The organism is Caulobacter sp. DMC95, from assembly GCF_056313785.1.
The window spans coordinates 501,491-515,476 of sequence record NZ_JBQUZP010000001.1; the positions used below are offsets into that span (position 1 = coordinate 501,491).

Annotated in this window: 13 protein-coding genes; 4 read left to right on the plus strand and 9 right to left on the minus strand. The window is 66.2% G+C overall.

Annotation, left to right across the window (positions count from 1 at the left end; translation table 11 throughout):
- Positions 1-5: 5 nt before the first annotated feature.
- From ACT53N_RS02440 to ACT53N_RS02450, 3 genes are all read right to left on the minus strand, one after another.
- Complete coding sequence (locus tag ACT53N_RS02440) at positions 6-905, minus strand: glycine--tRNA ligase subunit alpha (RefSeq protein WP_476062383.1); 900 nt, start codon at positions 903-905, stop codon at positions 6-8.
- Between the two features lie 85 nt (positions 906-990).
- Positions 991-1,896, minus strand: coding sequence for a fasciclin domain-containing protein (locus ACT53N_RS02445; RefSeq protein WP_476062384.1), 906 nt, complete (start codon positions 1,894-1,896; stop codon positions 991-993).
- A gap of 84 nt (positions 1,897-1,980) precedes the next feature.
- On the minus strand, positions 1,981-2,331 hold the full coding sequence (locus ACT53N_RS02450) for a DMT family protein (RefSeq protein ID WP_476062385.1): 351 nt from the start codon (positions 2,329-2,331) through the stop codon (positions 1,981-1,983).
- A gap of 326 nt (positions 2,332-2,657) precedes the next feature.
- Here ACT53N_RS02450 and ACT53N_RS02455 point away from each other — a divergent pair, with 326 nt between their 5' ends.
- Both ACT53N_RS02455 and ACT53N_RS02460 read left to right on the plus strand, forming a co-directional pair.
- The gene (locus ACT53N_RS02455; protein ID WP_010919216.1) at positions 2,658-2,996 is read left to right on the plus strand and encodes a P-II family nitrogen regulator; all 339 of its coding nucleotides are present in this window, start codon (positions 2,658-2,660) and stop codon (positions 2,994-2,996) included.
- A 26-nt stretch (positions 2,997-3,022) separates the two neighbouring features.
- Positions 3,023-4,558, plus strand: a complete 1,536-nt coding sequence (locus tag ACT53N_RS02460; RefSeq protein WP_476062386.1) for an ammonium transporter — start codon at positions 3,023-3,025, stop codon at positions 4,556-4,558.
- Between the two features lie 74 nt (positions 4,559-4,632).
- Here ACT53N_RS02460 and ACT53N_RS02465 read toward each other — a convergent pair whose 3' ends face one another.
- The 4 genes from ACT53N_RS02465 to ACT53N_RS02480 form a co-directional block, all read right to left on the minus strand.
- Complete coding sequence (locus tag ACT53N_RS02465) at positions 4,633-5,271, minus strand: peptidylprolyl isomerase (protein WP_476062387.1); 639 nt, start codon at positions 5,269-5,271, stop codon at positions 4,633-4,635.
- A 10-nt stretch (positions 5,272-5,281) separates the two neighbouring features.
- Positions 5,282-6,154: a 4-(cytidine 5'-diphospho)-2-C-methyl-D-erythritol kinase gene (locus ACT53N_RS02470; RefSeq protein ID WP_476062388.1), complete on the minus strand. Its 873-nt coding sequence runs from the start codon at positions 6,152-6,154 to the stop codon at positions 5,282-5,284.
- Between the two features lie 41 nt (positions 6,155-6,195).
- The gene (locus ACT53N_RS02475) at positions 6,196-7,926 is read right to left on the minus strand and encodes a tetratricopeptide repeat protein (RefSeq protein WP_476062389.1); all 1,731 of its coding nucleotides are present in this window, start codon (positions 7,924-7,926) and stop codon (positions 6,196-6,198) included.
- Between the two features lie 74 nt (positions 7,927-8,000).
- On the minus strand, positions 8,001-9,677 hold the full coding sequence (locus ACT53N_RS02480; protein ID WP_476062390.1) for an electron transfer flavoprotein-ubiquinone oxidoreductase: 1,677 nt from the start codon (positions 9,675-9,677) through the stop codon (positions 8,001-8,003).
- A 150-nt stretch (positions 9,678-9,827) separates the two neighbouring features.
- Here ACT53N_RS02480 and ACT53N_RS02485 point away from each other — a divergent pair, with 150 nt between their 5' ends.
- Both ACT53N_RS02485 and ACT53N_RS02490 read left to right on the plus strand, forming a co-directional pair.
- Entirely contained in the window at positions 9,828-10,640 is an 813-nt protein-coding gene (locus ACT53N_RS02485; RefSeq protein ID WP_476062391.1) for a uracil-DNA glycosylase, read from the plus strand.
- A gap of 52 nt (positions 10,641-10,692) precedes the next feature.
- Positions 10,693-12,303, plus strand: coding sequence for a lytic transglycosylase domain-containing protein (locus ACT53N_RS02490; RefSeq protein ID WP_476062392.1), 1,611 nt, complete (start codon positions 10,693-10,695; stop codon positions 12,301-12,303).
- A 38-nt stretch (positions 12,304-12,341) separates the two neighbouring features.
- Here the strand turns inward: ACT53N_RS02490 and ACT53N_RS02495 are convergent, their stop codons facing one another.
- Both ACT53N_RS02495 and ACT53N_RS02500 read right to left on the minus strand, forming a co-directional pair.
- Positions 12,342-12,809, minus strand: coding sequence for a cell wall biosynthesis glycosyltransferase (locus ACT53N_RS02495; protein WP_476062393.1), 468 nt, complete (start codon positions 12,807-12,809; stop codon positions 12,342-12,344).
- Between the two features lie 53 nt (positions 12,810-12,862).
- Positions 12,863-13,945, minus strand: a complete 1,083-nt coding sequence (locus ACT53N_RS02500; RefSeq protein ID WP_476062394.1) for a PA0069 family radical SAM protein — start codon at positions 13,943-13,945, stop codon at positions 12,863-12,865.
- Positions 13,946-13,986: the final 41 nt, after the last annotated feature.

Below are 13,986 nucleotides of genomic sequence, written 5' to 3' on the forward strand. Positions count from 1 at the left end.
TTAACTTACGCGGCTTCCTGCTGCTCGACCCAGGCGCTGGCGCACATCTTACAAAGGTCGCGGATGCGGCCGATGTAGCTGGCGCGCTCGGCGACGGCGATCGCGCCGCGGGCGTTCATCAGGTTGAAGAGGTGGCTGGCCTTCAGGACCATGTCATAGGCGGGCAGCACCAGGGCCTTGTTCTGGTACGAGCGGGCCAGCATCAGCGGGACCTGCTGTTCCATCTGCTCGAACTGCTGCTTGAGCACGGCGACGTCGAAGCCGTGGAAGTTAGCTTCCGACTGCTGGCGCTCGTTCTCGAGGAACACGTCGCCATAGGTCGTCGCGCCCAGCGGGGCGTCCGGGTCGTTGAACGGCAGGTCATAGACGTTGTCGACGCCGAACACGTACATGGCCAGACGCTCCAGGCCATAGGTCAGCTCGCCCGCGACCGGGTTCACGTCCAGGCCGCCGACCTGCTGGAAGTAGGTGTACTGCGACACCTCCATGCCGTCGCACCAGACTTCCCAGCCCAGGCCCCAGGCGCCGACGGTGGGGTTTTCCCAGTCGTCCTCGACGAAGCGAATGTCGTGGGTGCGCAAATCCAGGCCGATCGCTTCCAGCGAGCCGAGATACAGGTCCTGCATGTTCTCGGGGTTCGGCTTCAGGATCACCTGATACTGGTAATAGTGCTGCAGGCGGTTGGGGTTCTCGCCATAGCGGCCATCGCCCGGACGGCGCGAGGGCTGCACATAGGCCGCGTTCCATGCCTTGGGGCCCAGGGCGCGCAGCACCGTGGCCGGGTGCAGGGTCCCCGCCCCCACCTCGACGTCGTGCGGTTGCAGGATCACGCAGCCCTGGCGGCTCCAATAGTCATGGAGCGTCAGGATCAGGCTTTGGAAGGACTTGGGTTTTTCGCGCGACATCGATCGAAGCAGGCCTAGAAAAAAGTCGGCGGACCATAGGGCCCGCCGACCGGTGCTTCAAGCGATGTCCTTGCCGCAAAAGGCCTTAGTTGCCCTTGGGCGCGGTGCGCTTGCCGGCGTTCGAGGCCGGCTTGCCGTACTTGGCGCGATTTTCGGGGGTGTCGGCCACGGGGGGGTTCGACACCACATTCGCGTCGCCTGCCTTCAAGGTGGCCTGTTCGTCCGGCGACTTCGACGAGACCGGCACGACGCCCGAGGCGTTCACGCCGGCGGACGGCGCAGCCATCGCGGTCGGCGACGCCGCTGGGTCCGAAGCCATGTCGGTGCTCATGGCCGGCGTGTCTGAGGCCGGGTTGGTCGCCGCCCGAACCATAGACGTCATCGACTCGCTGGCCGCGACGTTCGTGGAGGCGTCGGTCGCCGAGACGGCGGCTTGCAGACCGGGCACGTCCTTGGGAAGCAGAACCTTGTCCACGACGTGCAGCACGCCGTTGCTGGCCATCACGTCGGCCTGGGTGATCGTCGCGCCGTCCACCATCGGCGTCGCGCCGCTACCGTCCAGCAGCAAGGGCGAGCCTTCGACGCTCTTCACCTCGCCCTTGGCGCCCTTGATCTTGCTGGAGTCCACCTTGGCGTTGATCAGGTGATAGGTCAGCACCTTCTGCAGCATCGGTCCGTTTTCCGGCAACAGCAGCGTGTCCAGTGTCCCGGCCGGCAGAGCGGCGAAGGCCGCGTCGGTCGGCGCGAACAGGGTCAGGTTCTGGTTGGTCTTCAGGACGTTGGTGAGGTTCACCGCCGACACGGCCTTCAGGAAGGTCGTGAACTGACCGGACGCCTGGGCGGTGTCGATCAGGTCGCCCTTGGCCACGACCGGCGCCTGCGCAGCGGGCGCCGTCATGGCCGGAGCCTCGGTGATCGTGGTCTGGGCATGAGCGGCGCCGGCCGTCAGAGCGATGGCGGCGGCGGCGGTCAGGAGACGTTTGGAGATCATGGTCGCGTTCCTTTCGGTTCGAGCGATGTACGCTCGACGCCGAGAGTCGGTTCCCTGATCAGCCACCCGGGATCTCGGAAAGCATCACTTGAAGAAGAAGACCAGGCCCGCACCGCAGACGATCAGGGCGAAACCGAGAAGGGTCGTCAGCTTGATCTGCTCACCGAGATAGAACACCGAGAACAGCGTGAAGACGATCAGCGTGATCGCCTCTTGCCCAGTCTTGAGTTGGGCGGTCGAATACATCGTGCTCCCAAGGCGGTTGGCGGGAACCGCCAGCATGTATTCGGGAAGCGCGATCAGCCAGCTGGTCACGATGGCGAGCGGCAGCGCCATGCTCTTGTTTTTGAGGTGACCGTACCAGGCGAAGGTCATGAAGATGTTGGACGCCACCAGCATCAGCCAGGGCGCGATCTTCAGGACGATGGGCGGCATGGGAATGAACTCCGGGTCTGTCGGACAAGGGGCGCAACCTAGGCCAAGGCGCTGGTCGCGCACCAGCAGTCATCCCGTCCGGCAAAAACGCCGAATTCTGTCGCACTCACGAGTCTCGAAGCCCTTTTTTTGGGCGCCGCGCCCCTTTCGTTTCCAAAACCTTTCTCGCGCGCCCCGTCACGGAACCGTCGCCGATAGCGTGGCCAGGCCGGGGAAACGATGCAGCGCGTAAGGGCGGCGTCGGCGGTGATCACAAACGGGGGCGGCTTCGCCTCCGAACAATCAAGCAAATCAAGCCCGCGTCTCGGCGGGCCGGAGTAAGGCGGATGAAACTGATCATAGCGGTCGTCAAACCCTTCAAGCTGGACGAGGTGCGCGAAGCGCTCGTCGCCGCCGGCGTCGAAGGCCTGACGGTGTCTGAAGTGAAGGGCTACGGCCGCCAGAAGGGCCAGACCGAGATTTATCGGGGCGCTGAGTACCAGGTGAATTTCGTGCCGAAGGTGAAGCTGGAGGCCGTCGTCGATGACGCCTCGGCCGCCAAGGCCGTTGAGGCCATCAAGGGCGCGGCCGCCACCGGCAAGATCGGCGACGGCAAGGTCTTCGTCCTCAATGTCGAGGAAGCCGTCCGCATCCGCACCGGCGAAACCGGCTCGGCCGCTCTGTAACGCATCGGGAAAAGGGGATACCGACGATGAAACTCACCTTCAAACCGCTGGCCGGGCTTATGCTCGCCGCGACCCTCGCGGGGGCCCCGCTGGGGGTGACCGCATTCGCTCAGGAAGCCGCGCCCGCGCCGGCCGCCGCCGCGCCCGCCGAGGCTGCGCCGGCCCCGGCCGCCGCTGCGCCTGCTGAAGCCGCGCCCGCTCCGGCCGCCGCGCCGACCATCGAAGACAAGATGGACAAGGGCGACAACGCCTGGATGCTGACCTCCGCCCTGCTCGTCCTGTTGATGATCCTGCCGGGCCTGGCGCTGTTCTACGGCGGCCTGGTGCGCTCCAAGAACATGCTGTCGGTCATGATGCAGGTTTCGACCGTCGCCCTGATCGGCTTCGTCGCCTGGTTCCTGTGGGGCTACAGCTTCGCGTTCACCGATGGCGGCAGCTGGGACAAGTTCGTCGGCGGTCTGGGCCGCGTCTTCCTGAAGGACGTGACCCCGGCCAGCAACGTGGCGACCTTCTCCACGGGCGTCGTGATCCCCGAACTGACCTTCATCGCGTTCCAGGCCACCTTCGCGGCCATCACCGCCGCCCTGGTGGTTGGCTCGCTGGTCGAGCGCATGAAGTTCGCCGCCATCGTCGCCTTCGCCGTGCTGTGGCCGCTCCTCTCGTACTATCCGATGGCGCACATGGTCTGGTGGTGGCCGGGCCCGAACGCGATCGCTCTCGCCCCTGAAGAGACGGTCAAGGCCGGCCTGATCTGGAGCTTCGGCGCGCTCGACTTCGCCGGCGGCACCGTGGTTCACATCAACGCCGGTATCGCCGCTCTCGTCGGCGCCGTGATCCTGGGCAAGCGTCAAGGCTACGGCAAAGAGCCGATGCCGCCGCACTCGCTGACCTTGACCCTGGTGGGCGCTGGTCTGCTGTGGGTGGGTTGGTTCGGCTTCAACGCCGGCTCGAACCTCGAGTCGAACAGCTACGCCTCGCTGGCCATGGTCAACACCTTTATCGCCACCGCCGGCGCAGGTCTGTCGTGGATCCTCGTTGAGTGGGTCACCCGCAAGAAGCCCTCGGCCCTGGGCCTGGCTTCGGGCATCGTGGCCGGCCTCGTCGCCGTGACCCCGGCCGCCGGGTTCGCCGGTCCGATGGGCGCGCTGCTCCTGGGCCTCGTGGTCTCGCCGATCTGCATCGTCTTCTGCTCGGTCGTGAAGAACGCCCTCAAGTACGACGACAGCCTGGACGCCTTCGGCATCCACGGCGTCGGCGGCATCGTCGGCGCTATCGGCACCGGCCTGGTGGTCAACCCCGCCTGGGGCGGCGCTGGCGTCGTCGACTACACCAGCTGCGGCAAGGACGGCGACCTGTCGACCTGCGACACCGCCGTCTACGACATGGGCGTCCAGCTCATGGCGCAGTTGAAGGGCGTGGGTGTCACCGTCGTCTGGTCGCTGGTCGCATCGGTCATCGTGTTCTTCGTGATCAAGCTGGTGATCGGCCTGCGCGCTGCGCCGGAAGCCGAAGAAGACGGTCTGGATATCTCCGAACACGGCGAACGCGCCTACCACAGCTAAGGCTGGGGTCAGGCTCAAAGCCGAAGGGCGCGGAGGGAAACCTCCGCGCCCTTTCTTTTCGCCGCGACGGCGGTCTAGAGGCGGCGCGCAGTGATGATCGGGACCACCGGGTCCAGCATCTGGCCTTCCATAACGGGGTTGGTGGCCTTGCCTGGCGTCGGCAGGTTCAGGATCTTGCGAACGACCTCCATCCCCTGAACCACCTGCCCGAACGCGGCGAAGCCGAGGTTATCCCCCTCCCCCGCCGGATTGGCGTCGAGATAGGGCGCGTCGCCCACGCAGATGAAGAAGTCGCTATCGCCAGTGCCCGGCGCCTTACGGGCCAGCGAAAGGGTCCCGTCAACATGTCTAAGGCCCGTCTGGGTCGTAGATTCATGGGCGATCGGGGGCAGGAGCTTCTGCGGATCCCCCTGCAGACCGCCTTGGATCAAACCATAGTCCACCGCGCTCGGCGCCTTGGCCGAGCGCCAGAAGCTCGAACCGTCGTAGCGCTTCTCATCTACATAGCGCAGGAAATTCGCTGCGGTCAGCGGGGCCTGGCGCGCCTTCAGCGCAATGATGATCGGGCCCAGGCTGGTGTCGAGCCGGACCAGCACATCACCGGCGCCGGGCACGATTGGCGTCGCGGGCAAGCTGAGGATCTGCGCAGAGGCCAGGCTCGGCGGAACGGCGAAGACGCCGAGGGCTCCCAGGACGTCGCGGCGTTTCATCATCGTCGTCTCCTCAACTCAGGCGGCAACGTCGCACCCACCAATCTGGGCGCATCGTCTCAAGACGCTCGGCCAGACCTTCGGCTTCGATATCGCTGGCGCAGAGTGCGAAACAGGTCGCGCCCGAGCCTGACATGCGCACCAGCAGGCTCTCGGGTTCCTCGCGCAGCGCGCCCAGGACTTCGGCGATGCGGGGCTCCAGGGCCACGGCGGGAGCCTCCAGGTCATTGCGGGTGGCCAAGGCCAGCCAAGCCGCCGCCTCTTCAGCGCTCTCCAGGTGGTCTGGCATGGGCGGCGGAGCGGCGCCGTCGGGATGCACGCCCGCGTCGTAGGCGCGATACACCGCGCCGGTCGGCGACGGCGCGCCGGGATTGACCAGCACCGCGTTCAACTCGGGCAGTCCGGGCGCGGAGGAAAGCTTCTCGCCGCGCCCCTCTGCGATCAAGGCGCGGGCGCGCAGACACGCTGCGCCATCTGCGCCGAGGCTCGCGGCCAGCGGCTCAAGCTCGTCGTCGGAGAGCGCCGGCGCCAAAGCGTCCCGCAACAGCTTCAACGCCGCGCCGGCGTCACTGGACCCGCCGCCCAGGCCCGCAGCGATCGGCAGGTGCTTTTCTAGGATCAGCCGATAAGGCGGCGTTGGCCCCCCAAGGCGGCGGTGGAAAACTTGCGCCGCACGGACCACCAAGTTGTCGCCGCCCTGGGGAATTTCATCCCCGAACGGTCCTGACGTCTCGAAGGCCGGCGCGTCGCTCGGCTGGATGTTCACCCGATCCCCAATATCGGCGAAGACCATCAGACTCGAGATCGGGTGATAGCCGTCACTGTCCGGCCCGCCGACGTGCAGGAACAGATTGACCTTGGCCGGGGCGAACGCTGACAGCCGCATGATCTCGTGACTCAAGGCTTAGAGAGGCTCAAGCCGATAGCTCAGTTGTGGGCGATCGTCGACGTCGTCGCTGGTGCGGAGAGACCCAGACCGTTCTTCAGCTTGTCCTCGGAGTCGACCTTCTGCTTGTCCGTCGGCTCGAGGCTCAGGACACGCTGCCACTGGAACCGCGCCTCGATCGTGCGACCCGCCTTCCAGTAGGCGTCGCCCAGATGGCCGTTGATGTCGGGATCGCCGGGTTCGAGCTCGACCGCCGCCTCCAGCTTTTCAATCGCGGTCTTGTAGTCGCCAAGACGGAAATAGGCCCAGCCCAGCGAGTCCAGCATGGCGCCCGACTGCGGTCGCGCTGCGACGGCCTTCTCCACCATGGCCAGGGCCTCGGGAAGGCGCTCATTGCGATCGATCCAGGAATAGCCCAGGAAATTCAAAAGCTCGGGCTCATCGGGATTGACCTTCAGAGCCGCTTGAAGGTCCCGTTCGGCCTCAGACCAGCGTCCGCCTTGCTCCAGCGCGACGGCGCGCAGGTAGAGCAGGCGCCAATCTGGCGCTGTAGCTTCACGCGCAAGGATCGGATCCAGCACAGCCACCGACTCGTCCCAACGGCTGCTGGCCCGCAGGAGATCTGCCAACGCGACTGCGGCGTCCCGGTCATTCGGCGCGGCCACCGTCGCCGCTCGCGCCACTTCCAGCGCCTTGGTCTTGTCGCCCAATTCGTTCCAGGCCCAGGCGATCTTGCTCTGGGCCGAGGCATAGTGCGGGGAACCAGGCGGAACGCGACCATAGGCTTCGATCGCCGCCTGATTATCGTCAGCCTGGTTCAGCAGATCACCGACCAGAACCCACGCCTCATCACGTTCAGGATCGAGACGCAAAGCCAGGCGCAGATAGGCCAGAGCGAACTGGGTCTGCCGCTCGCCGGCAAATGTGGCGGCGCAGGCGATCAAACCCTCGGCCGCGCCCTGGCGAACTGTTGGTGCTGGCGGCGGCGCGCCTCGGGCGACCGCGCGGGCGCGGGCGCGCTGCAAACCCGTGTCGGCAGGCGCGGCGCGTAGCGCGGCGTCATATAGCGCGATGGCATCGTCATGGCGTTTGCGACGCTCGAGGAACGCACCATAGTCCAGCGTGAAGATGCTGGCCGTCGCGGCGTTGGACGTCAGCGCCTTGTAGTCGGTCTCGGCCTCGTCATAGCGCTTGGCGCGTTCAAACAAGCGCGCCTGACCTTGCTGACCGAAGTACTGCACCAGCTTGTCATTACGCAGCACAGGCTGGACGATCGCGCCATCCTTGTCGCCAGCGGCGGCGGCGGTCCAGGGCCCAAGCAGCGCGACGGCCTGCTGGTGCGGGAAGCCGGGCGGATCGGACTTCAGTAGGGCTTGCGCCTCCTTACCCTTGCCGAGCGCCAGCGCCTCGACCACACGGGTCAGGACGCCCAAGCGCCGGATGGCCTCGGTTCCGCCGGCCTCGGTGGGCGCGGCGGCTGCGGCGCGGCTGATCTCTCCTGACAGCAAAAGCGCGGTGAACGATCGCTCGGCGATGACGCCGGGGTCATCGCCCAATACAGCCGCAGTGCCGAAATATGTCGCCGCGTCCTTGGAATTACCGTCGCGCAGCGCCGCCTGCCCCGCCAGGAACTGTCCGTAAGACGTGCGCGTGTCGAACAGAGCATAGCTCTGCCCCACAGGGCCGCGCATAGAGACCGAGCCAGGCGCTGAAGCGCAGGCGGCCAAGGCGGAGACGGATACGCAAGCGAGCAGGACTTTGAGACGCGTCATGCCGCCACCCTCTGAGGTTTCGAGACGGTCCGCAAGAAAAAGCCTCCCGACCTGAGGGGCGGGAGGCTGCTTCATCACATGTTCGGATAGTTCGGTCCGCCGCCGCCTTCGGGCGTGGTCCAGACGATGTTCTGCGACGGGTCCTTGATGTCGCAGGTTTTGCAGTGGACGCAGTTCTGGGCGTTGATCTGGAAGCGCGGATCGGTCCCCTGCTCGTTGTAGAGCACCTCGTAGACGCCTGCCGGACAGTAGAGACGCGCCGGCTCGCCGTACTTGGGCAGGTTCACCTGGATCGGCACCGAAGGATCCTTCAGGCGCAGGTGCGCCGGCTGGTCTTCCTCGTGGTTGGTCGCCGACAGGAACACCGAGCTGAGCTTGTCGAAGCTGATCACCCCGTCAGGCTTCGGATAGACGATCGGCTTGTAGTCCTTGGCCAGGCCGGTCGAGGCCGCATCGGTCTTGTCGTGCTTTAGCGTGCCAAAAAGACCGAAAGCGCCGCCCGTCAGGTGATTGACCCACATGTCGGCCATGCCGAGCGCGCCGCCGAGCGCCGTACCGAACTTGCCCAGCAGCGGCTTGGCGTTGCGGACGATCTTCAGTTCCTTGGCCACCCACGACTTGTCGTAAGACGTCTGATAGGCGGTCAGTTCGTCGCTGGCGCGACCGGCTTGCACGGCTTCAAAAGCCGCGTCGGCGGCCAGAATACCGGTCTTGACGGCGTTGTGGCTGCCCTTGATGCGCGGAACGTTCACGAAGCCGGCCGAGCAGCCAATCAGCGCGCCGCCCGGGAAGGTCAGCTTCGGCACCGACTGATAACCGCCTTCGGTGATGGCGCGCGCGCCATAGGCGATGCGCTTGCCGCCTTCCAGATGCGGACGGACTGCGGGATGCTGCTTGAAGCGCTGGAACTCGTCAAACGGCGACAGCCAGGGGTTCTTGTAGTTCAGATGCACGACGTAGCCGATGGCTACGTAGTTGTCCCCGAAGTGATACATGAAGCTGCCGCCGCCCGTCTGGTCGTCCAGAGGCCAGCCCGTGGTGTGCTCGGCGAGACCCGGCTGATGGTTCTCCGGCGGCACCTGCCAGAGCTCTTTGATGCCGATGCCGTACTTCTGCGGCGACTTGCCTTCGTCCAGCTTGAACTTGGCGATCAGCTGCTTGGCCAGCGAGCCTCGCACGCCCTCTGCGATGAAGACGTACTTGCCGTGAAGCTCCATGCCGGGCTGGTAGTCGGGCTTCTTCTCGCCGTCCTTGCCGATGCCGACCACGCCGACCACCACGCCTTTGACCGAGCCGTCATCATTCCAGACAAGGTCCGAGGCGGCGAAGCCCGGATAGATCTCAACGCCCAGCTCCTCGGCCTTGCCGGCCAGCCAGCGGGTCAGATTGGCCAGTGAGGCGATATAGCAGCCGTGGTTGTGCATGAACGGCGGCATGGCGAACATCGGCAGGCTCAGCTCGCCTTGCGGGCCCAGCAGCTTGAAGCGGTCCTTGGTGACCGGCGTCTCCAGCGGCGCGCCCTCTTCCTTCCAGTTGGGGAAGAGTTCGGCCAAGCCCTTGGGGTCGATCACCGCGCCCGACAGGATGTGCGCGCCGACTTCGGAGCCCTTTTCGAGCAGGGCCACCGAAATCTCGGTCCCGGCCTTGGCGGCCATCTGCTTCAGACGGATCGCCGCAGAGAGGCCCGCGGGACCGCCGCCGACGATGACGACGTCGTATTCCATCGACTCGCGTTCGAGGTCTTCGCTCATGGGATCTCCCGGTGAGGCCCTACGGCCGCTCTTATGACTGTTTGAATCACAGCTTATCCGAACGTGACGCGGGGGTGGTCAAGCACCTAGCCGGATTTTTTGCTGCAGCGCAGCGTGGAGACCGGCGACAATCCGAGTTAAGACGGTCGCATGAGCCTCGCCGTCGATCAACGCGCCGTCGAAAGCCTGCTGGCCTTCTGGGCCGATGCGGGCGTCGAGGCCCTGTACGCCGAAGCCCCGATTGATCGCCTGGCGGAGGGCGCGGCGATGCTTCGCGCCAAGAGCCAGCCTCCGCCGCCAGTCGCGCGCTCCGGTTTGGTCGCGGTGCGCTCGTCGGATGTCGTCTCGGCGGTCGCTGCGGCCAAGGCTGCGGCCGCCGCCTGCCAGGATCTGGAAAGCCTTTCCGCCGCCATCGCAGCCTTCGAGGGCTGCCCGCTCAAGGGCCAGGGCGCCAAGCAGGCCGTGTTCTCGCGCGGCGTCAGCGACGCCCCGTTGATGATTGTCGGCGAAGGCCCCGGGGCCGACGAGGACGCGCAAGGACAACCGTTTGTGGGGCGCGCGGGCAAGCTTCTCGATCGGATGCTCAAGGCTGCAGGCCTCGAAGATCGTGTGTTCATCACCAACACCGTATTTTGGCGCCCGCCCGGAAACCGCACTCCGACGCCACAAGAGCAGGCCGTCTGCGCGCCCTTCGTCGAGCGGGCCATCGCGCTGGTGAAGCCGAAGATGCTGCTTCTGGCCGGCGGCGCGTCCGCCAAGGCCATGCTCAAGCGCGATGAAGGCATTCTGTCGATGCGCGGGCGCTGGTTCGAGTGGGTCTCCGAAGACCAGTCTATTGAACTCCCGGCCATGCCGACTTTGCATCCGGCCTTCCTGCTGCGAACGCCGGCTCAGAAGAAGAAGGCCTGGCAGGACCTGCTGACCCTGACCGAGCGGCTTGATCGACCGGACCGCCCGCACTAAGGTCCGCGCAACCAGTCGGAACGGGGACGCGCATCTTTCGGGAGAGCGCGTATTGCTTTTGCAGCTTTGGGCTCGCCTTCTGGCCGTGCTGTCGGCCTCTGTGTTGTCCGTCGCCGCCCTGGCCGCTCAAGCCAGCGGGCTGGAACCCCTGTCTCCCGATGATGTTCGGTACTATCGCGCGGCCTTCTCCGCCGCCGATCGCGGCGACTTCGCCAGCGCCGAAGCCGCCTTCGCCAACACCCGCGATCGCAGCTTGGCCGGACGTCTGACGTTCGCGAAAATCATGCATCCGACGCGCTATTCGGCGAGCTATGGCGAACTGACGCGCTGGCTGGACAGCTATGGTGAAGAAGCCGGCGCCGATCGCGTCTACAGCCTGGCGCTCAAGCGCAAGCCTAAGGGCAAGCGCGTCATCGATCCGACAGTCCCCGCACTGTTCATCGCCAACGAGAGCGGTCCGCCGCCAGCCGACAAGGGCCGTGCGGCGCGCGAAGCTTACTATTCTGGCGACGTTCAGCAGGCCTTAGCGATGGCCATCGCCGGGGGTGAACGCTGGATCGCGGGACTCTCGGCCATACGACTCGGCGACCCCGCCCAGGCTCAACGCTTCTTCGAGCAGGTTGCTGACGACGACCACGAAGATGAGTGGCTCCGCGCCGCCGGGGCCTTCTGGGCCGCACGCGCCGCCACCCAGCAGGGACATGGCGTTCAGGCGCGCGATCTGCTTCTCAGGGCCGCTCATGCGCCTCACACCTTCTATGGCATGATCGCCGCGCGCCAACTGACCCTCGCGGGCGTCCCGGTGACGGAGCCGCAGGAAGACCCCATCGCCACGCTGCTGGCGCGCGCCGCATACACCGGCCCCGACACCGAGTCGCTGAACGCCCTGGTCATCGCCGATCCGCGCGCGCGCCGCGCAGCCGCCCTGGCGCAGATTGGTCGCTGGCGCGAGGCTGGAGAGGAGCTTCGCGCCGGGCTTTCCCTGGCCGACACCGAGGCCCTTCGCGCCGACTGGACGACCCTGGCCTTGGCGCTCAACGCCAAGGCGCCGCTCAACGCGGGCCGGCCGGTCCGGCGGGTGGGCGGCGAGGACTATCCGCTGCCGCCGTTGGACCCGATCGGCGGGTTCACGATCGACAAGGCGATGGTCTACGCCCTGGTGCGCCAGGAGAGCCGCTTTGACCCCCTTGCCGTCTCCAACGCAGGCGCGGTGGGCTTGATGCAGGTGCGCCCGACCTCGGCCGCCGACGTGGTGGGCGACGATAAGCTGCGCTCCGACAACACCCCCCTGTTTGATCCCGCTTTCAACCTGCGGGCGGGTCAGGACTATTTCACCTGGCTGATGGACCGTGGCCTCAAGAGCCCGGACGTCCTGCGCGCCGTGGCGGCCTATAACGGCGGCCCCGCCACCCTGAACCGGACTCTCGCCCAACTGGGCGCCGACTGCGACAGCCTGCTGCTGATCGAGAGCCTGCCGTTTAAGGAAACCCGCAACTACGTCGAAAAGGTTATGGCCAGCTACTGGACCTACCGCCGGTTGATGGGCGCGGAAAACAGGACGCTGGACGCCGTGGCCAGCGGGGCCCGTACCGTGGACTTCCGGCTGGATCCGCAGGTCGAGATGCCCACGACCATCGACCAACTGATGGCGCAATTGCCTTAAGGCCTCGGGCCCTAGCCCCTTCTGGCGCTTATTAATCGCTAGTAGGCCAGAACCTTGGTCTTGATGGCCTTGGCCAACCCCTTCTCGTCCATCGCCGCGCCTGCGGGCCAGTCCAGGCGACGCAGCAACACGCCATGAGACTTGCGGGCAAAGCGCCCCAGCCAGCCGCCCGGCGCGATCAGCAGCCCCGGCGCGCCAGCGCCGCCGGCCAGATGCCGCTCCACCGGCTCGCGCCAGCCCTCGCGCAGAACCGGATCCGCCCGCAACGTCAGAATCCAGTCGCCCCGCGCCGCCCCTGCGCCCGCCGCCAGGCGATCCTTGACCTCGCCCTTGGCGCGCATTAGCCGAGCGCCGCTGTCCTCGGCCAAGGCCTCAACGCCTGGCTCGTCATCGGCGACCAGCACCACTTCCTTCACAAGACCATCGACCGCGGCAGGCACCAGCATGGCCAACTGCGCAGCAACGCCCGGCAGGTCTTCGGAAGCGACGAGTAAGACGGAGATCATGTTTCTGCTTCGCGAGCCAGGACCGCGCGGTCAAGAGCCTACCGATGGCGCGACTAGCCAAAGAGATCCATCTGCGCGGCCGGGGGGCGCAGCGGTTTGAACTGGCTGATATCCAGAGCGGTCCAAGGTTGATCAAGGCCGAACCGCTTTACGGCGAGATGAAAGCGCTGTCGCAGCACCTCCGCGACCGGACCGTCGCCGACCATGCGGTCGCCCCAGGCGGCCCTGTAGACCTCGCCAGATCGGATCTGGCGAACCAGCGACATCACCTTCCGCGCGCGATCCGGATGGTCGTTTTCCAGCCACTCCTCAAAGAGCTGAGCGATCTCCCGAGGCAGGCGTAGCGCCACATAGCCCGCCCCTTGCGCGCCCGCCTTGCCGGCCGCCTCCAGCACCGCCTCGACCTCGTGGTCGTTGAGGCCCGGGATCGCCGGTGCGAACATGACGGTGACGGGGACGCCCGCCTCGGTCAGCCGGCGCACCGCCTCGATGCGCTTACCGGGCGTGGCGGCGCGCGGCTCCATGCTGCGCGCCAGTCGACGATCCAGGGTCGTGATCGAGATCGCCACCCGCGTCAGTCCCCGCTCGGCCATGCGGCTCAGCACATCCAGGTCCCGCAGGATCAGCGCCGACTTGGTGATCAGCGTGAAGGGGTGACCAAACCGCTCCAGGGTCTCGATCACCTGCCGGGTAACGCGCAGCGTCTTCTCGTCAGGCTGATAAGGATCGGTGTCGCCGCCGATATGGATCGTGGCCGGCTTGTAGCCGGGCTTGGACAGCTCCTTGGCGAGCAGTTCGCCCGCCTGCGGCTTGAAGAAGATCTTGCTCTCGAAATCCAGGCCCGGCGACAGGCCCAGATAGGCATGCGCCGGCCGGGCGTAGCAGTAGATGCAGCCATGGCTGCAGCCCCGATAGGGATTGATCGAACGGTCGAAGCCTACGTCCGGGCTCTGGTTGCGGGCGATGATCGTCCGCGACTTCATCGGCTGCAGTTGGGTGAGGATCTGAGCGGGCTCTTCGTCGCCGCTCCAGCCATCGTCAAAGCTCTCGCGCACCTGCGACTCAAAACGCCCCGTCCGGTTCGATTTCGCGCCCCGCCCGCGCGCGGCGGGCCCAAATTTCGCTGCCTCAGCCATGCCCGCATGATGCGCGACCATTTAGAACATAACAAGAACAA